This window comes from Limobrevibacterium gyesilva, from assembly GCF_025989185.1.
GTDB classification, from domain to species: domain Bacteria; phylum Pseudomonadota; class Alphaproteobacteria; order Acetobacterales; family Acetobacteraceae; genus Limobrevibacterium; species Limobrevibacterium gyesilva.
On sequence record NZ_JAPDNT010000018.1, the window covers coordinates 58,859 to 82,387 of the forward strand.

Annotated in this window: 18 protein-coding genes and 4 pseudogenes; 14 read left to right on the top strand and 8 right to left on the bottom strand. The window is 64.7% G+C overall.

Features of this window, described 5'->3' with window-relative positions; all coding sequences use genetic code 11:
- Positions 1–4: 4 nt before the first annotated feature.
- Together OL599_RS17575 and OL599_RS17580 are read left to right on the top strand one after the other, a co-directional pair.
- Positions 5–1,990, top strand: coding sequence for a UvrD-helicase domain-containing protein (locus OL599_RS17575; RefSeq protein ID WP_264715166.1), 1,986 nt, complete (start codon positions 5–7; stop codon positions 1,988–1,990).
- A 544-nt stretch (positions 1,991–2,534) separates the two neighbouring features.
- Positions 2,535–4,760 (top strand): nuclease-related domain-containing protein, encoded by a 2,226-nt coding sequence (locus OL599_RS17580; RefSeq protein ID WP_264715167.1) that lies wholly within the window; start codon positions 2,535–2,537, stop codon positions 4,758–4,760.
- Between the two features lie 510 nt (positions 4,761–5,270).
- Here the strand turns inward: OL599_RS17580 and OL599_RS17585 are convergent.
- The 3 genes from OL599_RS17585 to OL599_RS17595 form a co-directional block, all read right to left on the bottom strand.
- The gene (locus OL599_RS17585; protein ID WP_264715168.1) at positions 5,271–5,582 is read right to left on the bottom strand and encodes a phosphotransferase-like protein; all 312 of its coding nucleotides are present in this window, start codon (positions 5,580–5,582) and stop codon (positions 5,271–5,273) included.
- Between the two features lie 41 nt (positions 5,583–5,623).
- The gene (locus tag OL599_RS17590; RefSeq protein ID WP_264715170.1) at positions 5,624–5,851 is read right to left on the bottom strand and encodes a phosphotransferase-like protein; all 228 of its coding nucleotides are present in this window, start codon (positions 5,849–5,851) and stop codon (positions 5,624–5,626) included.
- Positions 5,852–6,196: 345 nt separating this feature from the next.
- Positions 6,197–6,613 carry a MerR family transcriptional regulator gene (locus tag OL599_RS17595; protein ID WP_264715172.1) on the bottom strand — a complete coding sequence of 139 codons (417 nt, stop codon included), beginning with the start codon at positions 6,611–6,613 and terminating at the stop codon, positions 6,197–6,199.
- Between the two features lie 91 nt (positions 6,614–6,704).
- On the opposite strand from OL599_RS17595, the gene OL599_RS17600 reads away from it, so the two are divergent.
- From OL599_RS17600 to OL599_RS17645, 10 genes and pseudogenes are all read left to right on the top strand, one after another.
- A complete protein-coding gene (locus OL599_RS17600; RefSeq protein WP_264715174.1) occupies positions 6,705–8,900 on the top strand; it encodes a heavy metal translocating P-type ATPase in 2,196 nt (731 codons plus the stop codon).
- Positions 8,900–9,079 (top strand): annotated as a pseudogene (locus tag OL599_RS25920) (GDCCVxC domain-containing (seleno)protein); the annotation flags it as partial. The gene OL599_RS17600 and the pseudogene OL599_RS25920, both read left to right, overlap by 1 nt.
- A gap of 114 nt (positions 9,080–9,193) precedes the next feature.
- Positions 9,194–10,039 carry a sterol desaturase family protein gene (locus OL599_RS17610; RefSeq protein WP_264715176.1) on the top strand — a complete coding sequence of 282 codons (846 nt, stop codon included), beginning with the start codon at positions 9,194–9,196 and terminating at the stop codon, positions 10,037–10,039.
- Between the two features lie 24 nt (positions 10,040–10,063).
- A pseudogene (locus OL599_RS17615) lies at positions 10,064–10,555 on the top strand (multicopper oxidase domain-containing protein); the annotation flags it as partial.
- A gap of 24 nt (positions 10,556–10,579) precedes the next feature.
- Entirely contained in the window at positions 10,580–10,714 is a 135-nt protein-coding gene (locus tag OL599_RS17620) for a hypothetical protein (protein WP_264715177.1), read from the top strand.
- Between the two features lie 70 nt (positions 10,715–10,784).
- A complete protein-coding gene (locus tag OL599_RS17625; protein WP_264715178.1) occupies positions 10,785–11,141 on the top strand; it encodes a hypothetical protein in 357 nt (118 codons plus the stop codon).
- A gap of 242 nt (positions 11,142–11,383) precedes the next feature.
- Positions 11,384–11,764 (top strand): FixH family protein, encoded by a 381-nt coding sequence (locus OL599_RS17630; protein ID WP_264715179.1) that lies wholly within the window; start codon positions 11,384–11,386, stop codon positions 11,762–11,764.
- A 130-nt stretch (positions 11,765–11,894) separates the two neighbouring features.
- Positions 11,895–13,097, top strand: coding sequence for a TolC family protein (locus OL599_RS17635; RefSeq protein WP_264715180.1), 1,203 nt, complete (start codon positions 11,895–11,897; stop codon positions 13,095–13,097).
- Positions 13,094–14,533, top strand: coding sequence for an efflux RND transporter periplasmic adaptor subunit (locus OL599_RS17640; protein ID WP_264715181.1), 1,440 nt, complete (start codon positions 13,094–13,096; stop codon positions 14,531–14,533). Before OL599_RS17635 ends, OL599_RS17640 begins: the two co-directional genes overlap by 4 nt.
- Positions 14,530–17,718: an efflux RND transporter permease subunit gene (locus OL599_RS17645; protein WP_283949790.1), complete on the top strand. Its 3,189-nt coding sequence runs from the start codon at positions 14,530–14,532 to the stop codon at positions 17,716–17,718. Before OL599_RS17640 ends, OL599_RS17645 begins: the two co-directional genes overlap by 4 nt.
- A gap of 86 nt (positions 17,719–17,804) precedes the next feature.
- On the opposite strand, the gene OL599_RS17650 is transcribed toward OL599_RS17645, so the two are convergent.
- Entirely contained in the window at positions 17,805–17,930 is a 126-nt protein-coding gene (locus tag OL599_RS17650; RefSeq protein WP_264715182.1) for a hypothetical protein, read from the bottom strand.
- A 23-nt stretch (positions 17,931–17,953) separates the two neighbouring features.
- On the opposite strand from OL599_RS17650, the gene OL599_RS26170 reads away from it, so the two are divergent.
- Positions 17,954–18,322: a transposase family protein gene (locus OL599_RS26170; RefSeq protein WP_408886955.1), complete on the top strand. Its 369-nt coding sequence runs from the start codon at positions 17,954–17,956 to the stop codon at positions 18,320–18,322.
- A gap of 240 nt (positions 18,323–18,562) precedes the next feature.
- Here OL599_RS26170 and OL599_RS17660 read toward each other — a convergent pair whose 3' ends face one another.
- Complete coding sequence (locus OL599_RS17660; RefSeq protein WP_264715184.1) at positions 18,563–19,321, bottom strand: HNH endonuclease; 759 nt, start codon at positions 19,319–19,321, stop codon at positions 18,563–18,565.
- A gap of 667 nt (positions 19,322–19,988) precedes the next feature.
- On the opposite strand from OL599_RS17660, the gene OL599_RS17665 reads away from it, so the two are divergent.
- Positions 19,989–21,560: a peptidoglycan-binding domain-containing protein gene (locus tag OL599_RS17665; protein ID WP_264715185.1), complete on the top strand. Its 1,572-nt coding sequence runs from the start codon at positions 19,989–19,991 to the stop codon at positions 21,558–21,560.
- A 455-nt stretch (positions 21,561–22,015) separates the two neighbouring features.
- On the opposite strand, the pseudogene OL599_RS17670 reads toward OL599_RS17665, so the two are convergent.
- The 3 genes and pseudogenes from OL599_RS17670 to OL599_RS17680 all read right to left on the bottom strand — a co-directional run.
- Positions 22,016–22,663, bottom strand: a pseudogene (locus tag OL599_RS17670) (IS630 family transposase); the annotation flags it as partial.
- Positions 22,664–22,752: 89 nt separating this feature from the next.
- Positions 22,753–23,316, bottom strand: a pseudogene (gene tnpC / locus OL599_RS17675) (IS66 family transposase); the annotation flags it as partial.
- 16 nt (positions 23,317–23,332) lie between these two features.
- A partial coding sequence (locus OL599_RS17680; RefSeq protein WP_264715186.1) for a hypothetical protein occupies positions 23,333–23,529 on the bottom strand: 197 nt, incomplete at its 5' end.

A 23,529-nucleotide genomic window follows, 5' to 3' on the forward strand; every position in this document is an offset into this window, starting at 1 on the left:
CACGATGTTCGAGATCCTGCCGCTCACACCCGAATTGCTCGTCGAGCTCGGTACCGAGCTCGGCGGCTGCGATTTCAACGACCCGAGCCAGACCGATTTCCTCGCGAATACCGAACCGTGCGACGTCCAGGCCGCGCCCGGCAACGGCAAGACGACGCTGCTCGCCGCCAAGCTCGCATTGCTGTCGCGCAATTGGATAACCCGCCGGCAAGGCGTCTGCGTTATGTCGCACACCAATGCCGCGCGCACCGAAGTCGAGGATCAAATCGCCAAACATCCGACCGCGGCGCGGCTGATGGCCTACCCGCATTTCACGGGTACGGTGACCGCGTTCATTAACCAGTATCTCGCCTTACCCTATCTGCGCGGGCTCGGCTGGAGCGTCCGCCAGATCGACAACGACGCCTTCGCTGCCGAGGCATTGCGGTGCTACCCGTCTTTCTGGGCATTGGAGGAGCAGGCCAAACGAGCGTCGATGACCGTGGAAAAATGGGTCACTGATCTAGATCTCGATCCCGACTTTGATGACGACGGGGCTACGCCCGAAAGTTTGATGGTGCGGCGCCGCAAGGGCCAGCATGGTGCGGACACCAATTGCGGAAAAGCCCTCGCCAAACTCAAAGCGACGATGGTCAAACGCGGCCTCTATCGGTACGCCGATATGACCGCGCTCGCCTGGCGCGCGCTCAGGGCCAATCCAGCGCTCTCCGACCGGCTGCGCGCACGCTTTCCCCTTGTCATCCTCGATGAGGCGCAGGACACGCATGGCGAGCAGCTGAAGCTGCTCGAGCATCTGTTCAGACGGGAAGACACCGCGTTCCAGCGCTTGGGCGATAGCAATCAGACGCTCTACGAGGATGATTCTGTTGCCCCGGCCTATTGGACACCGGGGGTGCGATGCATCCCGCTCGATACTAGCCGCCGCTTCGGCGGCGAGATTGCGGGCTTCGCCAGCCGGCTGACCGTGCGCAAGGCGCAGACCATCGTCGGCATCGGCACACGACCGGCGTCGCGCGTGATGTTCCTCTTCGACGAAGCGACGATCGGGAACGTGCTCGGCGCCTTTGCCGAGGAGGTGCGCGCGCATTGGGGTAGCACCTGCGGCACCCGCGACATCTGGGCCGTCGCCTCGCGTCACACCCTGGCTGGCCAAAACGGCGTGTGGCGACCCAAAAGCCTCGTCGACTATCATCCGGCCTACCGCAGCGAGGGCGGGTTGGTCGCCAAGTCCAACCTCCTGTGCCGTCAGCTTCAGAAGGCGACGGTTCACTATGCGGCAGCACGGCCGCCCGCCGAGGTCGGCGAGATGCTCGCGGTTGGCGTCGCTAGTCTGGTGCGTGCATATGGATGGAAGGCGCCGAACGAACGCCCGATCGCCGCGCACAACGTCTGGGCGACGCTCGCGCAGCGCGACCTCGCCTTGCCGCGCAAGGTGCGCCGGTTGCTGCGCGATCATGTCCTTGCCGGCGACGCGGCGTGGGAAGAAGCCGCCTGGTTGACGTTTCTTGGCGAGTTCCTGCCGCTATTCGGTCCGCACCCCGTGGACGCGGTCGACGCTATCGCGGAATTTTGTGGCTTCGTCGCCGAGCAGAAGGCGGATCTGGCTGTTCCCGACCGCCGCTCGACACAACAGGTGCAGCTTAGCGATGTCACACTGCGGCTGGGATCGATTCACTCGGTCAAGGGCAAGAGTGTCGACGGCATCCTCGTCGTCGAGAGTGAGGTGTGGAAAGGCCGCCGGGCCGACGAGAAGTGCGTCGACTTGACGACGGCGCTCCCGCGGGCCTTCGGTGTCACCGACCAGCCCTTCACCGGGGTTGGCCTGACTGCGGCGACCAATGTCTTCGTGGCGGTGACCCGGCCGCGCGAACTCCTTGGGCTGGCACTGCGCAAATCTGAAGCGGCTGCGCTGATCGGACCAGCTGAGGAACAGGGATGGAAGCTGGTCGATCTGGTCGCTCAAGAGCGGAAAGAGATTGCGGCCGAGTAGTGGCCTCTAGAGCGTCCGCTATCGTGAAGACTTTCGTGCGCCTAACGGCGTCCGAAACTCTTCACGATACCGGGATGGCCGTTTTCAAGAGCACAGGGCAACAAGCGGACATTCGACCCGACAATGATCAATGGCTCGAAGCGACCCTAGTCAGTCATACCGAACCACGTCAGATCATCCCGGAAGCGGACCTGGGATGGCGGAGCTCGAGGGGGAGAGCGCCCATGTAAGTCATCCAAAAAGACTTGATATGCAATGCGAACGCAGTTGTCCGCTCATGCCCATGCGCTGATAAGTGGAGTCCGTCCCATTCGATATGGCTTTCTTGTCCGGCAACGATGCGCTTCCCATCCCCGTCCGACGCGACCCGACGACGTTCGCGTTTGGGGACAAACTATCTGACAGCAGGCTGAATCTCGTACCGTCATCAGGTTTGAGAAGGCAAATATCAACCGACAATCTGGCAGGCATGGCCGTGACCTCCCCAGTGACAGCCAAGGTGTGATGCTGCCGATGAATAAAATGGATCATGACACACCCCAAAATGACGCCCCCTGAGAACTTGCCACAGAAGTTAAAAGAGAACCTCGTCAAGCAGGCGTTGAAGGCGTTCGCGTGGAGCGAGTTTAGGCAGCATCTCTTGATGGTCGATCTCGACGAGGACGGCCTATCGGAACTCCTCGGCCATATTCGTCGCAGCACTGATTTTCTTATCAAGAGACCGGATGAGGCGCGGGAGGCGGCCCGCTCCGCTTTCGTCGAGGAGCTCCGCAAGTTCCTCGAGAAGCAATTCGGCACAGATGCCGCGGCGCTGCTGGGCGACGAGATCGCTGTCATCCAACAAATAGAGGCCGGTTACCGGGAAATCCTACGAACTCAGGCGGCGACGGTCGCCGCCAAACTGCGGCCCGACACACAGGCGTCGGCGGCGCTCTCCCGATCAGCGTACGCCTATCACGAGCTGATGGAGGCGGTTCATACGGCAACCACCCGACGCAAGGAACTGACGCTGCAGTCATTCCGGATCAAGCGAACCGACGGCTCGTCGTATTCACCGGACGGCGTGTTGGCGGGCATCGTCGATATCACGACCATGACGCTCATGCTGCTAGGGCATCGCTACAAGTGGTTCGATGCTCAGAAGTTCCTGGTGCTGCCGAAATTGCCGGACGTCACGGAAGACGAAGTCTATAAGGCCGGACTGACGGAGGCTCTGGCCGTGTCCTGGCGCCACTGGGAGCGGATGGAGCAGCGCTGCCGCTATTTCGGTGGCGAGCTCAAGGTGTTCACTGCAGGCAATCTGCCGGCGTGGGCACCTGAAGGCACCGACACAGCCATCCAATACGACCATATCAGTTCAGGTGAGTTCTTCGACTATTTAGCGAACGAACGCCTCAACGACCGGCTTATTCAGACATTCCATGAGATGGCGCTGCAGACCAACATGCAGGCGAAGGCGTCCGGAATCTTTGGACCCCTCGGCCTTCCTCCAGGCCCGTTCGTTTCGGCGCAGGAGGCGCACTCCGGGGTCTCCCTATGCGAGATTCTCGGCTATTCGATCGTTGACGATCGAGAGCGCCCCCGTGGCCTACGACTAATAGAGTGGATCCGTGGCTATGCTACGTTGCAGTGTCTCGCCGAGGAGCGGTACGCACGGGATGGCGAGAGCGGCCTTTGCTTCATCGTGCCCCGCGAGACGCTTATCGCTACCCTTGATCGCGTCGGCCTGAAGGACGGAGCAGCGGAGACGTTCATCGATCAGGCGTCGCTTCGCGCCTCCAGCCGCGACCTATTCGACCAGCCGCTTATTCGAATGCAGGGCGGCTCTCTCCTTCTCTTCGCCGCAGGCATTCTGAATGCCGACCCTGCGCGTGTTACGCTATCAGCAATCGGCAACCAAAGCCAGCAGCCCGGCCAAAGCCAGCAGCTCGGCCGTAAGGGGAAAGCCTTCGAACAAGAGACACTTCGTTTCTTTGAGCAGCAGGGCTTTGCGGCGAAATCCTTCAAGTTCAAGCGGGATGGCGAGGAATTCGAGTATGATGTCGTTGTCCCCTGGGACGATCATATCTTCGTTCTCGAGTGTAAGAACCGGGCGCTGTCGGGACACAACCCGGCGGCGGCATATTACTTCGCGTTGGAGATCGTAGCGGCAATCGAACAAGTGAAGCGCCTCGCATACGCGCTTGTTGAGTATTCCGATGTCGTTCTCGAACGAACCGGTATCGACGTCGCGGGCAAGACCATCGTCCCCTGCGTCGTCAACTCCCTGCCGTATGCCATGAAGGGTGACCACAACGGCGTCTATGTCACAGATGCTTCTGGCCTGAAGCGGTTCTTTCAAGAGCGATACTTTCACATCGTTCGCCCACACCACCTGAAAGGCAAGGCGGCGACGATCTTGCATCGCACGGCAATGAAGGCACTTTGGAAAGGGGACAAGCCCACGCCTACCGATCTAGTGGCGTATCTCCGCGATCCGCTCCAGCTGCAGTTGATGATTGGCCACGCCAAGAAGAATCCACATCATTTCGGGCTAGGAGAACGGACCGTTGTGGCAGTCGCCGATCTTTCGCACGAGGAGATGACGACGGCGAGTATGGCGAAGCTCTTCTCAATTGATGAGAAGTGGGTAGGGCGCGAGGCTCAGGCCGTCTCCCGTGCGATCCGCAAGGCGATGAGGATACATGACGAACGGTTTGTGCAAAAAGCCGCCAGGGCTTGGCGGGAGCAACAGAAACGAAGTAGGCGGAACCCGGCGGCCATTGGTTAGTAATTAGGCGAAGGTCGGCTACTCGCGGTTGGTGACCGTGAGCGGACGGGCTGGTTGCGATCAGTCTCTGCCTTTAGCCGAACGTCTGATTTCAGTGCATGCTGACGCGGAAGCGGACCGGCAGAAAACCATCCAAGGGCCGCCGTACGACCGACTGTAGGTCTATGTCTCCTATTTGGGCACCAGATAACGTGACGCAGTGACTGGGATGGGCGCAGAGTGGCCTCTCTTCCAACATGCGCTTCATGTCGGCTCTCCACCCATGTCCGTCACGAGCCTATCCCGCTCGCATGTCCGCTTCGGAGAAACGGTCGGGGTCGACTGAATGGCTGATGTGGGCGCGGAACTGCCCTCGACCCCGGTCGGCGAATGACTGCTCTCGGGATCACCCTCCCGAAGGCCGAGCGTCTTCCTTTGGTCGACTGCGGCGCCGGCCGCCCGGTTCTCCTATGTGTGCAGGTGGTGGAGAGCGGACATCCGCTGTCCACCTTACGCTAGACATGCGGCCGCTCAGAGCCCGAAGGCGTCACGAATTCTCTGGGCGTTTTCCAGGGGCGTTGTCGCGGTAGTGTCGATCTCCAGATCGTAAGTCATATCGCGGTGAACGCGATCGTGCTGCCAACGCGCCAAGCCTATCTCTCGATCTCCACGCTCGCGCTCCCTCGCTTCGAGCACGGCCAGTGGAGCAAAGAGGCCCACCAAACGGAAATCGAACCGTGACAGGAGTGCACGGTATTCTCGCTCCTTATCCTTTCCGATCACGACCTCGTCGACGACGAGGTTGTTCCCTTGTGCGGCCATTGCCGCGATGGCGTGACGCATGCCTTGCATGGCGCGCTCAATGACAGGACCGGTCCTGATGATTATGGACGGCTTGCCCTGGTCCTGGATCGTCTCAAAGTCAAGCCTTCCGGGTGGCCGAACATGCCCCTCGGTAGCATGTCGATGAAGGCGTCCATCGCTACATGCAGGAACGGCGTGGCGGTGATCGTCTGAAGAGCCCGAGCCGTCGAGCTTTTGCCAACGCTGCCGACGCCGTTAAGGACGATGACGTGCGGTCGCTGCACAAAACGTTCCTCTGCCGTGTTCATTGGGGTCAGCCACTATGGCTGAAAAATGGCTGCCCCGCCAAGGATCGCTTCGGGCCGAATTGAACCGTTCGTTCGTAACGCGAAAAACGTCAGCCCAGGCGCGACCCAGTCATCGGCCGAACGAAACAGAAGGCCCCTTTCCACCCTTCTGAGCCATCCAAGTCAGGACAGCAGACGGCCGAAATGGGTCGCCAGACGGCCGTAGACACGCCACATGTGCCGATCGCACTCGACGCCATGCTGTCCGAGGCATTCCGCTCCGGCGTGACTTCCGTAGCCCTCCTCCAGGGCGGGAGCAGCCCGCGATCGCCCCGAGCGCCGTGAACCAATGCACGGCCAGCGCCGTCACCGCGCGCCCGCCGGGGGCGGCGACAGCGCCTCGATGATGCGGCAATCGGCGACGGTCCCATGCCCGCACCGGTCGATAATGTCGGCAAGTTCGCGGCGGAGCGCCTGCAGGTCGGCGATCTTGCGCTCGACCTCGCCCAGGTGTGTGCGGGCGATGGCGTCGACCTCCTCGCAGGAGCGGTCGCGCTGGTCGGCCAGCAGCAGCAGGCCGCGCAGCTGGGCCAGGGTGAACCCCAGGTCGCGGGCGCGCCGGATGAAGCTGAGACGGTCGAGATGCGCCCGTCCGTAGCTCCTGTAGTTGCCCCGGGTGCGCGCGGGCGCGGGGAGCAGGCCGACCCGCTCGTACCACCTGACGGTCTCGACCTTGGTGCCGGTCGCCTTCGCGAGGGTGCCGATGCTGAGCGCGTCCGCCATGCCCTTGACCCTATAGTTGCTACAGGCCCCATATGGGATGCCGTTGGCCCCCGCCGCAATCCGGGGGCATGCTGCGTGGAGACGAGCGGCAATGGCGGACGGCGGACTGACGGACGCGGGCGCAAAGCCCCGGGTGGCACTGCGCTACCGGGTGGAGGGCATGGACTGCCCGAGCTGCGCCGGGAAAATCGAGACCGCGGTCGGGCGGCTGGACGGCGCCGCAGACATCCGGGTCAACTATCATACCCAGGTCCTGGCCTTCCGGCTGGACGAGGCCGCCACGCCCCGGGCGGCCGTCGAGGCGCAGGTTCGCAGGCTCGGCTACGGCATTGCCCCCGTCGAGGCGCCGCGGATCGCCACGGGAGAGTCGGGTGCGCCCCGCGGAGCCGAGGACGACGACCAGTCCAGCACCGGCAGCCCCTGGTGGAAGGGGGACAAGGCCCGTCTGGCGGCTGTCCTGGGTGCGCTGGTCGCGCTCGGGTTCCTCGCCTCGGCGATCGTCCCGTCGCTGTCCGCCTGGGCCTACCTGCTCGCCGCACTCCTCGGTCTTGCGTTCTTCGGCCGCCGGGCGGTGGCCGCGGCGCGCGCCGGGTCACCGTTCAGCATCGAGACGCTGATGTCGATCGCGACGGTCGGCGCGATCCTGATCGGCGCGACCTCCGAGGCGGCGGTCGTGGTGTTCCTGTTCACCATCGGGGAGTTGCTGGAAGGGGTCGCGGCACGCCGGGCCCGCGCGGGCATCGAGGCGCTCGGGGCCCTGGTGCCCAAGACCGCCCTGCTGGTCGAGGGCGGGACGGCGCGGCCGGTGCCCGCCGCCAGCCTCAGGGTCGGCGACGTCGTCCTGGTCCGACCCGGCGACCGTGTTCCGGCCGATGGCGCGGTGGTCGAGGGCGAGTCCGAGGTCGACGAGAGTCCCGTGACCGGCGAGTCCGTGCCGGTGCCGAAGGCCGAAGGCGCACCGGTGTTCGCGGGGAGCGTCAACGCCTCGGGCGCGCTCCAGGTCCGGGTGAGCAGGCCCGCCTCGGACAACACCATCGCCCGCATCATCCGCCTCGTGGAAGAGGCGCAGGAAGCCAAGGCGCCGACGGCGCGCCTCATCGAGCGCTTCTCGGCCGTCTACACGCCCGCCGCCGTCGCCGTCGCGGCGCTCGTCGCCGTGGCGCCGCCGCTTTTCCTTGGCGCGGACTGGTTCACGTGGATCTACCGCGGGCTGGCGCTGCTCCTTGTGGCCTGCCCCTGCGCCCTGGTCCTTTCGACCCCCGCGGCGATTGCCTCCGCGCTCGCGGTCGGCGCCCGGCGCGGCCTGCTGGTCAAGGGCGGCGGCGCCCTGGAGGCGATCGGCCGCATCCGCATTGTTGCCTGGGACAAGACCGGCACCCTGACGGAGGGGCGCCCGCGCGTCACGGATGTCCGCGCGCTCGACGGCCCCGAGCGGACCATGCTTGGCCTCGCTGCTGCGGTGGAGAACGGCTCGAGCCATCCGCTGGCCCGCGCCATCCTGGACCGGGCGGCGGCGGACGGACTCCCGCTGCGTCCGGCCAAGGAGTCGCGCGCCATCCCCGGCAGGGCCGTCGCGGCGATCGTGACGGGCAAACGGGTCAGCGTCGGCTCGCCCGCGCACGCGGCCGAACGGGCGCCGCTCCCCGCCGCGGCGGCGCAGGCAGTTGCGGAGTGGGAAGCCGACGGAAAAACGGTCGTCGTCGTCACCGTGGACGGCGCGCCGACCGGCCTCATCGCCGTACGGGACGAGCCGCGTGCGCACGCCGCCGCGGGCATCCGGGCGCTCCGCGACCTCGGGGTGCGGAGCGTCATGCTGACCGGCGACAACCCTCGCACCGGGAAAGCCGTCGCCGCCGCGCTCGGACTCGACGTGAAAGCGGGCCTCCTCCCGGAGGACAAGCTGCGCGAGATCGGGGCGTTGAAGGCGCAGGGGCCGGTCGGCATGGTGGGCGACGGCATCAACGACGCGCCTGCGCTGGCGGCCGCCTCGGTCGGCATCGCCATGGGCGGCGGCACCGACGTCGCGCTCGAGACGGCGGATGCGGCCATGCTGCACAACCGGGTGGGAGACGTCGCGGCACTCGTCCGGCTGTCGCGGGCGACGCTGGCCAACATCCGCCAGAACGTCGCCATCGCGCTCGGCCTCAAGCTCGTTTTCCTGGTCACCACGGTGGCCGGGGTCACCGGGCTCTGGCCCGCCGTGCTCGCCGACACCGGGGCCACGGTCGTCGTGGTCGGGAACGCCTTGCGGCTGCTCGGACACCGCTTCCACACCGGCCGATCTTGATGATTCTCGAAGCCACCATCACCTGCCCGGCTTGCGGCGCCGCGAAGACCGAGACGATGCCGACGGACGCCTGCCAGTTCTTCTATGAGTGCCCCGGCTGCGGGGCGCTGCTCCGCCCGAAGCCAGGCGATTGCTGCGTGTTCTGTTCCTACGCCGATGTGCCATGCCCTCCCGTCCAGGCGCTTCGCAACCTCGGCTCCCGCGGCATGCCGGATGAATCGGCTGGTTCGAGCGCAAGCGCTTCCCCATGTCACGGGCAGGCGTGCCGCCATGATCGCAAGGAGGACGGCTGATTGCCGGATAGTGCCTTTCCCGCCGAGCCCGTGGTCCGCCTGGCGGCCTTTGTCGGCATTCTCGCTGCGATGGCGCTCTGGGAGGTGCTGGCGCCCCGCCGCCCACAGGCCATCGGCAGGCGGGCGCGCTGGCCCGGCAACCTGGGCGTCGTCGTCGTGGACACGCTCGTGGTGCGTGTGCTGTTCCCGGCCGGTGCCGTGGGCGTGGCGATGCTCGCGCAGGCGCGCGGCTGGGGGCTGTTCAACCTGGTGCAGGCACCGGGCTGGGCCGCGGTGCCCCTCTCGGTGCTGCTGCTCGACCTCGCCATCTACACCCAGCACGTCGCCTTCCACGTCGTGCCGGTGCTGTGGCGGCTGCACCGGATGCACCACGCCGACCTGGAATTCGACGTCACCACGGGCGTGCGCTTCCACCCCGTCGAGATCGTGCTGTCCATGGCCATCAAGTCCGCCGTGGTCCTCGCCCTCGGCGCGCCGCCGCTGGCCGTGCTCGCCTTCGAGGTGCTGCTGAACGCCACCTCCATGTTCAACCACGGCAACGTCCGTCTGCCGGAATGGGTGGACCGCATCCTGCGCCTGATCGTGGTCACCCCGGAGATGCACCGGGTCCACCACTCCATCCTGCGCCGGGAGACGGACAGCAACTTCGGATTCAACCTGCCCTGCTGGGACCGCCTGTTCGGCACCTACCGCGCCCAGCCCGAGGCGGGCCATGAGCGCATGACGCTCGGCATCGACCGCTTCCGCGACCCGGGCGAGCTGCGGCTTGACCGCATGCTGCTGCAGCCGTTCCGGGACGACGGCCGCTCGCGCGACGCAACGGACCAGGGGGCCAGGTCCCCGTAAGGCCGCCACGCTGGCACGGTCTGGGCCTATGGTGGCTCGATGCCCGGCCCCGTGCTCGGGGTCCGCCAGGGCGCGCCATTCCAGACCGTCGTCCGTAACGGCCTGGACGAGGACACGACCGTGCACTGGCACGGCGTCCGTCTGCCGGACGCCATCAAGGTCCGCGCGGAGCCGCAGGGTCCGGCCGATGGTGCCGCGCAGGCGCCGGAAGACCGCACCGAAGCGCGAACGATGCAAAACGGAAGGAGATCGGCGGTGACAAGGATTTCGAGGCACCCGCTCGCGGCGTCCACGCTGCTAGGCGTCGCCGCGCTCGCCGTACCCGTGCTCGCCGAGAACGGCGACGGCAACATGATGGGACGCCATGGCATGAGCGGCATGACAGGACGCCACATGCCCCGGGGCGACATGGCCGGGATGTGCGGCGAGATGATGCAAAGCATGCAGGGTGGCGGCCGCGATAGTCGCCCGAACGAGCCGTGGCGGCGCCATGCGCCTGCGCTGGAGCGCGACTGAGTCCTTGGTGGCTGCAGCCGGGCCATGATGCACAACCTGATCGACGGCAGTATGGGCGGGATGATGTGGGGGATGGGGCTCGTGTGGCTCCTGGTCCTCATCTTGCTGGTACTCGGTGTCGTGGCGCTGGTGAAGTATGGCTTTGGAAGGCGTGGCTGACACGCGGCTGCGCCACAGTCCGCTGACCAGGCTTTCGCGGATATCGGCTTGCGCTTACCGGGACTCTCTGGTGTATTTTGTGGTCATGTTACGATGCCTTCTCAGGCAAGCGATCATAGTCGTCACACTCGGTGCATTTCTCGGTGCCGGGGTGGTGCAGATCACACCGATTGCCCAAGCGACACCGTCGGCCATGACGATGAACATGGCGCAAGATGACGGCGGCCCCCCGCAGCCCTGCAAGCACATGACGCCCGGCTGCATGGTCGACCTGGGCTGTGTGTTACTGCTCGGCGTGCCTGTACCGCCGGTGATGCTGGCGGTTGCTGAGCTCGAGTGGTCCCAGGTGACCTATTTGAGCTCATCTCCGGCCACCAGTGGACTTGCTCCCGAGCCCGCTATCGGACCTCCCATCTCCCTCGTCTGAGGAACCGCTTGCGCTGCCGCCTGTAGCGCCGCGGCCTTTTCCGCTCGTCCCTTGCCCGTTCCGGTATTTCGCGGCCGCGTTGGCGGCTGCCGATTGGACTGGCGCGCGGGGATCAAGCGGACTCCATCGGCGCACGCGGCATTCCGCTGCGCACCTCAGACGACCATAGCCGCTCGCTGCTCCGGCACGTGTGGCCGACAGAATGGGACAGATGAATGTTGTCTAATCTCCTGCGCGCAACCGTGCTTGGCGCGGCCGCCCTCATTGCGACCGGCTTCGCCGCTTCGACAGTCTTCGCCGCCGCCAGGGACTACAAGTTCGTATTCGTCAGCGCTCAGCCCACCGGGACCGGCAAGACGGATGTGACGGTCCGCCTGGTTCACACCGCGGACAACAAGCCGGTGCCGGACGCGGTCATTTTCCAGACCCGCGCCGATATGGGCCCCGAGGGGATGCCCACGATGGCGGTCCCGGTCACGGCCGGGTCTGCGCAGCAGCCGGGCCTCTACCGGTTCCAGGCCGAGACATCGATGGCCGGAACATGGGCCCTCACGCTCTCCGCCAAGGTCCAGGGTGAGAGCGAGACCGTCACCGGCGTCGTCAATTTCCCGGCGGCGAAATGATATGGCACGCCAGTTGCCGGGGGCGTCGGGGAGGATCGCGCGAAAGCCCTGCGCCAGCATCGTGTTCAGTCTGACGTTCCTGCTCCTGGCAGGTCCGAGTTACGGCCAGTCCACGACCACGCACCCATCTATGACCACGCAACAGACCCCGGGGGTAGATACCCCCGGGGCAACCCTGGAAGGCGTGCTCGTCCTTGCACGTCGGCTCAGCCCCGATCTTGCCGCCCGTGCGCTCACAGTCGAGGCCGCACAGGCACGCGTCGACATCGCCGGGTCTTTGCCTGACCCGAAGCTGCAGGTGATGTCCGACGAGATTGATCGGCTGTCCGGCCCTCGACAGAACAAGATGATCTACGGCGTCGAGCAGGAATTTCCCCTCTGGGGAAAGCGCGATCTGCGGCGCCAGGCGGCCGCGGCGGATGTTTCGCAGATGGCGGCCCAATCGCGGGATGCCGAAAGCCAGCTGATCGAAAGGATGAAGGTCGCGTTCGCGTTGTACTACACGGCCTACGAGGCAATCCGCCAAACGGAGAGCCTTCACCGGGCGGTCCACAGCATCGCCCAGACCGCCCGCGACCGCTACGCCTTGGGTCGCGGGTCGCAGCAGGAAGTGCTGAAGGCCGATGTCGAAAACACCCGGGTCGCGACCGAGGTCGTGCGCCTCGAAGCGGCGCTGAAAGGTGCCCAGGGGCAGCTGAATGCGCTGCTTGCACGCCCGCTTGATGCGCCACTCGCAAGACCGCAACGACTGCGCCCGCTTCCCGACGCGCGGGCGCTCGATATCGCCCGCCTGGTCGATCGCGCCCTTGCGTCCAATCCGGGGCTCGCCGCCGATGCGGCGGTAATCAGCGGCGCCGAAGCCAACCGGCGGCTGGCCGAGCGGAGCTGGTATCCTGACGTGACGATCGGTGCGGCTGCGATTGACCGGACGGGCAATGGACCGAACGGCTACCAGGCCTGGATCAGCGCCAAGGTCCCCCTCCAATGGGGTCTGCACGCCGCACAGACGCGCGAGGCCGCGGCTCAGGCCGGGGTTGCACGCCTGCAGCGAGACGCCCGGGAGCAGCAGATCCGAGGCGACCTCGCCGAGGCAGCGGCGGCCTATGACGGAAGCCGCCGTAGAGCCGACCTGATACGGCGGCAGCTGCTGCCGCAGAGCGAGGCGGTGCTTCGGTCCGGCACGACAGAATACGCCTTCGGCAAGACCGATCTGGCGATGGTGCTCCAGTCCGAGCACGACCTGGCGGACCTCCGCTTGCAGCTTCTCACCGCCGACATCGACGTCCAACGCCAGCTCGCGGCGATCGAGCGGTTGATCGGGGGAGACCTATGACCCGTCGTCGCATCCCATACGTAACGGCCTCGGTCGTTTTGGCGGCAATTATTGGCGAGGGCATCTTCCGGGTCGGTGGCGGCCCGCTCCCGCTGGTGGGTATGGTGGCGGCACAATCGATACCGGCACCTGCGGCATCCGGGCGCACGCCGTTGTATTTCCGCGATCCGTCCGGCAAGCCCGCGTACTCGGCGTCTCCCCGGAAGGATGCGCAGGGCCGGGACTATGTCGCAGTCTATGAAGATACCGACGCACCCACGGCAACGACGGCATCGAACCCGCATCCGGCGCCCGTCATCGGCCCAGGCAAGGTCCTCTACTACCGCAACCCGATGGGGCTACCCGACACCTCACCTGTGCCGAAGAAGGATTCGATGGGGATGGACTACGTCCCCGTCTATCAGGACGAGGCAAACGTCCCGGCCGGTACCGTCGCCATCGGCCCCGACCGCGTCCAGATGCTCGGGGTACGGACGGAAGTGGTCAGCGATCGAAGCATGACACGGTCCATACGGGCCGTGGGCACGATCGCCGTCGACGAACGTCGACTTGCGGTCGTGGCTCCGCGATTTGAGGGCTGGATCGAGAAGCTGGTGGTGAATACCACCGGGCAGCCCGTGCGCCACGGCCAGCCTCTCTTCGAGGTGTACAGCCCCGAGCTCGCGCTGGCCGAGCAGGAATACGTCATGGCCCGACAGGCGGGTCCTTCGATCGCCGATGCCACCCTGATCCGCCTGCGGAACTTCGGCCTTCCGCCAGACGAAATCGCCCGGCTGAAGCGCACCGGCAGCGCGAGCCGGACACTCATCCTGGCGGCGCCGATGGACGGCATTGTCCTGGAAAAGACCGCGATCGAGGGGATGCATTTCGCGTCGGGCGACGCGCTCTATCGCATCGCCGATCTCTCGACGGTCTGGCTTCTGGCCGATGTGTTTGAGCAGGACCTGGCGCAGATGCGACCTGGTGAAGAGGGCAAGGTCAGCATCGCGGCCTATCCGGACCAGTCCTTCGGCGGAAAGGTCACCTTCGTCTACCCCACCGTAAACCCGACGACGCGCACGACCAAGGTGCGCATCGAGATCCCCAATCCCGACCAGCTTCTCAAGCCGGACATGTATGCGACGGTGGAGATTGCGGCGCCCGTCGGGCCTGCCTCCGTGCTGGCGGTGCCGGACTCTGCCGTACTGGATAGCGGCACGCGGCAGGTCGTTCTCGTCGAGCGCGCGGCGGGTCGCTACGAACCCCGTCCCGTGTCGGTCGGTCGCCGAGCCGATGGTTACGTGGAAATTCGAGATGGCTTGAAGCCCGGTGAGAAAGTGGTCGTCGGAGCCAACTTCCTCATCGATGCGGAGAGCAATTTGCGGGCCGCCCTCCAGTCCTTCATTGCACCCGCGGCACCGTTGGCCGCCGCACCGAAGCAGGAGCGCCAGCCATGATTGCCCGCATCATTCGCTGGTCGGCGGCCAATCCGGTCCTGGTGCTGCTTGCGACCCTGTTCGTCATCGGCGCCGGTGTCTACGCCGTCCGCAACACCCCACTCGACGCAATCCCCGACCTCTCGGATACCCAGGTCATCGTCTACACTGACTATCCGGGCCAGGCACCGCAGGTGGTCGAGGATCAGGTGACCTATCCGCTGACCACGGCATTGCTGACCGTCCCGCGCTCCAGGACAGTGCGTGGCTTCTCGTTCTTCGGCTCGTCCTTTGTCTACGTCATTTTCGAGGATGGCACCGACCTCTACTGGGCGCGGAGCCGCGTCCTCGAATACCTGAACACCGTGGCGAACCGTCTTCCCGCGGGCGTGACACCGTCGCTCGGGCCCGACGCCACCGGCGTGGGATGGGTGTACCAGTACGTCATCACCGGAGCGCAGCGCACGCTGGCGGAGTTGCGATCCATCCAGGACTGGTTCGTACGCTATCAGCTTGCCAAGGCGGACGGGGTGGCCGAGGTGGCCAGCGTCGGCGGCTTTGTTCAGCAATACCAGGTCGTCGTCGATCCCCAGAAGCTGCAGGCCTATGGTATCCCGCTCTCGAAGGTCACCGACGCCATCCGCGCCAGCAACCGCGATGTCGGCGGTCGCTCGATCGAGATGTCCGAGACGGAATATATGGTCCGCGGGCATGGATATCTTCGCGGCGTCCAGGACATCGAGCAGATCGTGCTGGCGATGCAGGGCGGCACCCCCGTGCTGCTGCGCGACGTGGCCCGCGTCGAACTCGGCCCGGCGGAGCGGCGCGGCGTTGCCGAAATGAACGGCGAGGGGGAGGTGGTGAGTGGCATCGCCCTGCAACGCCAGGGGCAGAACGCCCTCACCGTCATCCACAGCGTCAGGAAGAAGATAGCCGAAATCACCGGCAGCCTGCCGCAGGGCGTGACGATCAGCCCTGTCTATGACCGCGCGGGGCTCATCGAGCGCGCCATTGAGACCCTCAAGCACACGCTCCTTGAGGAGAGCGTCATCGTCGCGCTGGTCTGCGTCGTCTTTTTGCTCCATCTGCGGAGCGCCCTCGTCGCGATCCTCATGCTGCCGGTCGGCATCCTCATCGCGGTGGTGCTTCTGCATGCTCTAGGGTTCAGCTCGAACATCATGAGCCTGGGCGGCATCGCCATCGCTCTGGGGGCCATGGTCGATGCGGCGATCGTGATGATCGAGAACGCGCACAAGCATCTTGAACGGGCGCCGCCCGGATCGTCGCGACTCAAGGTTCTCACCGCGGCCGCGGTCGAGGTGGGGCCGTCGCTGTTCTTCAGCCTGGCGGTGATCACCGTCTCCTTCCTGCCGGTGTTCACCCTGGAGGACCAGGAAGGCCGGATGTTCAAGCCGCTCGCCTTCACCAAGACCTTCGCGATGGCGGGGGGTGCGCTGCTGTCGGTGACCCTGGTGCCGGTGCTGATGATGCTGTTCATCCGCGGCCGCATCCTGCCGGAGCATAAGAACCCGGTGAACCGGGCCCTGATCTGGCTGTACCGCCCGCTCATCGCTTGCGTGCTCCGGGCCAAGACGTTCACGATCCTGCTGGCGGTTCTGGCGCTCGGCGTCACCACCTGGCCGCTGATGCGGCTCGGCAGCGAGTTCATGCCGACCCTCAACGAAGGGACGCTGATGTACATGCCGGTAAGTCTTCCCGGGCTGTCCATCACAAAGGCAGCGGAACTGCTGCAGACCCAGGACAAGATCATCAAAGGCTTCCCCGAGGTGGCGAGCGTTTTCGGCAAGGCGGGCCGCGCTGCGACCGCGACCGACCCCGCGCCGACCGAGATGTTCGAGACCCTCATCAACCTGAAGCCCGAGCCGGAATGGCGGCCTGGCGTCACCGTCGACTCGCTCATCTCCGAGATGAACAGCGCGCTGCAGATGCCCGGCGTCAGCAACGCCTGGACCATGCCGATCAAGGCCCGAACCGACATGCTCTCAACGGGCATCCGCACGCCGGTCGGCATCAAGGTCTACGGGCCAGACCTTGCCGGAATAGATCAACTCTCCCGGCAGATCGAGGCGGCCGTGCGCAAGGTCCCGGGCACCAGCAGTGCCTACGCGGAGCGTGCCGAGGGCGGCTACTATCTGGAGATCGAGCCGAACCGGCTGGCTCTCGCCCGCTACGGCCTCACCGTGGGTGACCTGCAGGAGACGATCACGACGGCACTCGGGGGCGAGCCAGTCACCACAACGGTCGAGGGGAGGGCGCGCTACACGGTCAATGTGCGCTATCCGCGTGGACTGCGGAGTGACCTGCAAGAGATAGCACGGCAGGTCCTGGTGCAGAACATGCAAGGCGCCGCCATCCCGCTCGGCCAGCTGGCGTCCGTCCGGCTCACGCAAGGGCCGCCCAGCATCCGGACCGAGAACGCCCAGCTGGTCAACTACGTTTATGTCGACATGCATGACCGGGATATCGGCAGTTATGTCGCCGATGCCAGGCGTGCGGTGGAGAGCGAGGTGCAGCTTCCCGCGGGCTACCACATCGCGTGGAGCGGGCAGTTCGAATACATGCAGCGTGCCCAGGCCAGGCTGACGATCGTGGTGCCAGTGACGCTGCTCATCATCTTCGTGCTGCTCTATCTGAACTTTGGACGGCTGACCGAGACGCTGATCGTCATGCTGTCGGTGCCGTTCGCGTTGGTCGGCGGCATCTGGCTGATGTATTTCATGCAGTTCAACATGAGCGTCGCCGTCGCCGTCGGCTTCATCGCGTTGGCTGGAGTCGCCGCCGAAACCGGCGTGATCATGCTGATCTACCTCGATCAGGCGCTCGCGGAGACGCGGCTTGCCTGCGAGCGCGAGGACCGGTCGCTTACGCGGGCGGATATCCGTTCGGCGGTCATGTCGGGTGCCGTGGAACGCGTCCGGCCGAAGATGATGACGGTGACCGCGATCATGGCCGGGTTGCTGCCCATCCTGTGGAGCACCGGGACCGGCTCCGAGCTCATGCGGCGAATCGCCGTGCCGATGGTGGGCGGCATGATCTCCTCGGCCATCCTGACGCTGCTCGTTATCCCCGCGATCTACGCCGCCGTGAAAGACTTCGGAGTCGCGCGCGCAAGGACGGTCAGGCAGCGCGTCACGGTGCGCCTGCCTCAACACGTCACCAATGAAGTCGAGGAAACCGATATATAGGAAACTCCTGGATGTTGTTCTGGCCTCGACCATGGTGGTCTTGTCGATCCAGGCGATCGCCGAAGATCGGCCGTGCATGGAGGCGGTCAAAGGTCTGACTGTGAACCGGCGCCGAACCGGGGCTCTTCCGCACTTTCGGTGCAGTTTCGCTTGTACTGGTTCAGCGAATCGTCGACAGAGATGACCTCGCCACCTGAAACAATGTCGGTCATCCTTGAAATCCATCCTCGCGCTCGTGCCGAATGAGCTGATTGCCGATCGAGTTTGTCCCGAAGCCGATCGGATCACCATCACTGCTGTCCCGCGGGCCGAATCGGCCGTCTGCCCTCTTTGCCAGCAGAGCTCTCGTCGTGTTCACAGTCGATACCGACGCAAGCTTGCGGATCTTCCCTGGCAGGGTCGGCAGGTGATCATTGCCTTGTCCGTGCGGCGCTTCCGCTGCGGCACCAACTCCTGCCCGCGTAAGGTCTTCGGCGAGCAGCTTCCCTGGGTTGCGGTGCCACATGCACGTCGTAGCAACCGGCTGGCCGACGTTCAGCGGCACATCAGTCTTGCACTTGGTGGCTCTCCCGGCTGCGGCATCAGTCACGGAGCGGTAGCCTAGCTTGGTGGACCACCTCCAGGTCTGCCATGCGGAGCTGCTCAACGACATGCTCAGCGCGGACACTGCCCAGATATAACTCAGCCAGCCGAGGCAGCCTGCCACCATGTGCGATAGCTACGCGAAGTGCCTGTACGACCTCTTCGTCGATCGCATTCGGGCGTCGATCAGGGAAATGACCACCTTGCTCCGTGAGAGAAACGTATAAAGAACGACTTGCGGAGTCGAGTCTGTTTTCGGCGATCACTCGAAGGCGGTACGGAAGTCCGGCCGGAGGGTATATCGGGCAGGCTTTATGGGAAGATGCCTGGCGATCGGGACCTCGGGATCACGAGAACAGGGCAGGGTAGTAACCACGTTTCTGAACCCAACCCGGCAAATTCCGGCGTCATACTCGAATGACATTGGATTGGTCCAAAACTCAGCATGCTCCTCATCATATCCTGTGGGAGGCACGCCAATCAGAGCGATCTGGCACCTGATCGGCATGTCGCGGTGAAATCTCCCTGGAATAAAAAACTGCTGACGCATCGGCAATCCGCTCTGAGTCAGAACAGCTTGATACCCATAACGGGCCACCATGCCGAGATATGCAACTGCCATTACCGCAATCGAATGGACAGCAAGAAGGCGCCTGTTTTGGCCCGATACAGCTCGTCCATTCAAAATCTCTCTGAGCGGGCGATCGTAGAACTTCCCCTTCCAACTATTGCAGCCGTTTGCATAGACGACCTTGCCCCTAATTTTGAGAGGGGCTCTGCACAAGAGCAAAGTTCCGGCACGCTCGTTTTTGGTGATCTTCTTCTTTATCTCCTCCGGGTCGTCCGCAAGTGCCCGCTGGGAAATGACGTGCTCCAGGCTGAACTGCTCCTGCGTTAGCAACCGGCCACAAGCGCAACACATGAGCAGACTCGTGCCACCCAACGCGGGCATAAAGCGTTGAAGGTCCTGACGCATCGCGTGCCAAAGTCGGTCCTTAAGGCCGACTTCCATCATCTCCATTGCGATGGGCTCCTACGCCGACTCGCGGCACGCCATGTCGCTTGACAGCTTACCCGCTCGTCAATTGCTCGAACAGCGACGGCTCTCGATAGCGGTCTGTCACCGCCGTGGCCCGGTGACCAAGCCGCAAGCGTCACCGAAAGGGCGAATATCGGCAGGCCGGAGCGGCGCGCGGTGGCCGGGCCGTTGGGTTCCGTTCAACCGCGAATTGAATCACATGACATAGCCGATTACGCTTGGCGCTTCAGCGGGGGGCGCAGGAGTGCGTGAAAAGTGGACCGTCGGAGGTAAATTGGGAGGCATGCGGTCATACCGATCGGGGTGCTCTCACTGGTGGATGCTCCTCGTAGGGACCTTGCTTGCCCTGGTCGCGATGTCCGCCTCCGCGCAGACCGTTGGACCAAGCTTCCCGTGCGTGCCGGCGCCGCGCGACGCAGGGGCATCGCTCGCGTGTGCCGACCCTGGCCTCGCAGCTGCCGATATACGGATGGTCCAAACCGACTACGCGCTCCGGTCGCAGGTGGGACAGGCTGGTCAGAATACCCTGCGGTCCGAAATGCTCTCCTTCCTGGTCGCTACTCGGCAAGCATGCGGGCTACCGCCCGTTGACCAAAACCGCGACCAGTCAGCCATGCCACTGCCGCCCGGCGCGGCAACGTGCATCGCCATGCGCTATGATCGGCAGAGGACGGTGTGGCTATCTCTGCTCCGAGGTCCGGCGGCGGACGAAGCCAACCGCTCGCCTGGAGAAAACATCGCGGCACAACGCAAGCTGCAGGAGCTTGGGCTTCTACCCGCTGAGGCGCTGATAGATGGCGTCTTCGGGACAGCGACCCGCACGGCTATCTCGTCATGGCAGCAAAAGGCAGGCCGACCGGTTACGGGGTTCATCGGCCAGGCGGACGCATCTGCCCTGCTAGCTGGACCTGCTCCGGCAGCCCAAGCAACGCCGACGCGGAAGAGCGCTGCGGCTGTCGTTCCAGTCGAATACAAGGGCCCCCCGGCGAGGATCGCCAGCGGCGACCTCGAAGCCACGCTGCAGACTGAAACCAGTTCCGACCCATCGGTATGCCAGAACCCCAAGGGAGGGCTCCTGGGCATCGGCGAAGCGCCACCCGCGCTACCGAGCTGTCGCGCAATCATGCTGCGGCTACGGGTGGCTGCAAAGGAAACTTACGCCGCCGCGCTTGGCCTGCTCGATGGGCAAACCGCCATCGACTCTCTTTCACTGAGGATCGCTATTCGCAGACTGGACCCCTCGACCAGCCAGCCGCAGGTGGTCGTGACAACCTACAGCGGCGGTGCCCATTGCTGCACCCTGACTGCCGCCATCACCCAGCAGGCTGACGGCAGCTGGCTGCCCATCGTGGTTGGTCAAGAGGACGGCGATTTCGGTTACGAATATCTGGACCCAGTCGGAGACGGCTATTCGGTGCTGGTGAGCACCGACGGGAGCTTCAACTACCACTTTTCGTCGTATGCTGGATCGTTCCCGCCCAACCGGATCGAGAGGTTGGCAGGCAGCGCCATCGAGGATGTGACACGCGATCCTCGCTATCGTCCGTTGCTTCGGGAGCGGTTGCGGAAGATGGAGCAGGATTACGGCGTAGGCCCACGCAATGAGCCGAATGGCTTCCTGGCGGGCTGGGTCGCCCAGAAGGCACTCGTAGGTGAGTTGGATTCAGCCTGGCGCGCTATGCTCGGCGGCTATGTCGCCTACCCGGAAATGTTCTCGATTACGATCTGCGCGATTGACAAGAGGGTTTGGCCTAAGACCGGATACCCGATGTGCCCAAGAGATCAGGAGCTGCGTGTCCCGTTTCCGGAGGCGCTGGCACTGTTTCTCGTCGATGGGAATTACATCACGCCGGAGCAGAGCACGAAGGTGGGCTATGACACGGTCAAGATTCTCGCCGACCGGGCCAGCGCGATAGCGATAGCGACTGCCAAATACGAAGAACGGATGTCCCAGACCTGGTATCTCATGACCCGCGCGTGGGAATGCGTCCAGGCCTCAACGCCGTCGTCGCCAGCTGACGCGATCAGGTTCGATCGCGCCAACGGCAAGGAAGACACCGTCCATGTCCTTCAGTCCGACGAAACGGGAAAGCCCATTGCGGTCCGGGTCGATACGCCCATGCCGGGCAACCTCGTATCCTTGCTGACCTTCTATCGCGGTGCTGATTCCTGCGAGCGAGAACGCCAGCGGCGGGAAAGGGAGCTAGAAAACCTCAAGTAAGGTTTGTCACGCGGGCAATTGCCGCCAATAAGGCATGTAGGCAAAGGGACTTGGCGGGGGACCCGGCTGCACGGAGCCGGAGCGCCCTATAGCGGAGGCGGAGGAAGCTGGGGCGGAAGGCCCTTGGAGCGCGCCGGGGGAGGTCACCCCCAAGCAGGGCAAAGCCCGGTCGGGCCGCGTCTGCAGCCAAATGACGCCTTCGCGCGAAGGATCGTCGCCCGCGAGGGCCGGGACGCTCTATCGCGGCCCGGTGCGCGCAGCGCGTAGAGCCTGGCCCGCCCGGCGGGCGCGCTCGGCGAGCCGAAGCACAATTCTATTCCACGCCGGTATTGCCCAGACTGGGAAAGCCGGATTAATGAAAGTAACAACCTGTAGGTGTTCAATGAGCGACGAAGCCCAAGAGACAAATTTTCTGGCTCTTACTGCCCGGATCGTCTCATACCAAGACTCGCTGATCAGAACCGATGTGCCCATTCTCGCAATCCGATGGACATGATGGTCCATGGCTGAGCTTCGAGTTTCTTCCAGGCGTCGCAGCAGTGATCGACGGCGTCGTCGGCGCTGGTGAAGATGCGATTGGAGAGCCAGTTGTCGCGCATGAACCGCCAGACGTTCTCCTGCGCGTTCAGCTCCGGGCACTTCGCCGGCAGCGATACCAGAATGATGTTGTCCGGCACCACAAGCCGGTTTGACAGGCGCCAGCCGGCCTGGTCGAGCAGCACGACGGCAAGGCGGCCGGGCGCCACGTCAGCGGCGACGGCGGCGAGATGCAGGCTCATCGCCGCCGTGTTGCAGCGGGGCAGCACCAGGCCAACCGCCTTGCCGTCTTTCGGGCAGATGGCGCCGAAGATGTAGGTGGAGGCGGTGCGCTGGTCGGACGGCGCCGCGGGCCGGCTGCCCCGCTTGGCCCAGCGGCGGGTGATCTTGTTCTTCTGGCCGATCCTGGCTTCGTCGGCGAACCAGACCTCTATGTCGGTGGCCTCGACACCGTGCCGGCGTGCGATCGCAGCCACAGTCGCAGGCCAGTTTTTTTGAACGCCTCGACAGCCCCCCTGGGCGTGATGCCGCGGTCGCGCCGACAGCTTGCGGTAGCCCATCGCTCGCAGCGTAAGCGTCCGGCCATGGCGCCTTGCGTTGGGTAATGTGGTTGGTTCAGCGTATCCATCCGACGAGGGCCGCGGAGACGGGTTGGTTATGCTGCTGCGGCGTTGGTTTGGTCGAGAGATCGCCAGTTCCACGGTAGCAACTCATGCAGACGCGACGCGGGGTGGTCTGCGATACGGCGCAGGACGTCGGCCAGCCAAGCGCGGGGATCGACGCCGTTCAGCTGGGCAGTGACGATGAGCGAGTACATCGCCGCGGCCCGTTCACCGCCACGGTCGGAGCCTGCAAACAGCCACGCTTTGCGGCCCAGGGCCACGCCGCGCAGTGCCCGCTCGGCCGCGTTGTTCGTCAGGCAAATCCGTCCATCGCCCAGGAACCGACTGAACGTGTCCCAGCGCTTGAGCATGTAGTCCATCGCGCGGCCGACGTCGGCGTGGCGGGACATCCTGGCCCGGGCAGCCCGCATCCAGCTTTCCAGCTCCCTCACCAGCGGCGCCACGTGGGCCTGCCGTACGGCCACGCGCTGTTCTGCCGGTAGGCCGTTGATGATGCGCTCGGCATCAAAGATCGCGTCGATGCGCCGCACCGCCTCGGCCGCAAGCGGCGCACGCGCGAGTTGCGCCAAATCGAACAGCTTGCGCCGCCCATGGCTGTCATTCGGCGTGGGGTCACGCTGCCGATCGGCGCGTTAGGCCATTGACTCGGTTGACCTTACAGGGGTCACCGTAAGGCTCTTCCGCATTTTCGGTGCAGTTTCGCTTGTACTGGTTCAGCGAATCGTCGACAGAGATGACCTCGCCACCTGAAACAATGTCGGTCATCCTTGAAATCCATCCTCGCGCTCGTGCCGAATGAGCTGATTGCC

Coding starts and splice junctions, on each gene's coding strand:
- OL599_RS17575 (WP_264715166.1), top strand. CDS start 5: ATGTTCGAGATCCTGCCGCTCACACCCGAATTGCTCGTCGAGCTCGGT.
- OL599_RS17580 (WP_264715167.1), top strand. CDS start 2,535: ATGACGCCCCCTGAGAACTTGCCACAGAAGTTAAAAGAGAACCTCGTC.
- OL599_RS17585 (WP_264715168.1), bottom strand. CDS start 5,582: ATGCGTCACGCCATCGCGGCAATGGCCGCACAAGGGAACAACCTCGTC.
- OL599_RS17590 (WP_264715170.1), bottom strand. CDS start 5,851: ATGAACACGGCAGAGGAACGTTTTGTGCAGCGACCGCACGTCATCGTC.
- OL599_RS17595 (WP_264715172.1), bottom strand. CDS start 6,613: ATGGCGGACGCGCTCAGCATCGGCACCCTCGCGAAGGCGACCGGCACC.
- OL599_RS17600 (WP_264715174.1), top strand. CDS start 6,705: ATGGCGGACGGCGGACTGACGGACGCGGGCGCAAAGCCCCGGGTGGCA.
- OL599_RS17620 (WP_264715177.1), top strand. CDS start 10,580: ATGATGCACAACCTGATCGACGGCAGTATGGGCGGGATGATGTGGGGG.
- OL599_RS17635 (WP_264715180.1), top strand. CDS start 11,895: ATGACCACGCAACAGACCCCGGGGGTAGATACCCCCGGGGCAACCCTG.
- OL599_RS17640 (WP_264715181.1), top strand. CDS start 13,094: ATGACCCGTCGTCGCATCCCATACGTAACGGCCTCGGTCGTTTTGGCG.
- OL599_RS17645 (WP_283949790.1), top strand. CDS start 14,530: ATGATTGCCCGCATCATTCGCTGGTCGGCGGCCAATCCGGTCCTGGTG.
- OL599_RS17650 (WP_264715182.1), bottom strand. CDS start 17,930: ATGACCGACATTGTTTCAGGTGGCGAGGTCATCTCTGTCGACGATTCG.
- OL599_RS17660 (WP_264715184.1), bottom strand. CDS start 19,321: ATGGAGATGATGGAAGTCGGCCTTAAGGACCGACTTTGGCACGCGATG.
- OL599_RS17665 (WP_264715185.1), top strand. CDS start 19,989: ATGCGCTATGATCGGCAGAGGACGGTGTGGCTATCTCTGCTCCGAGGT.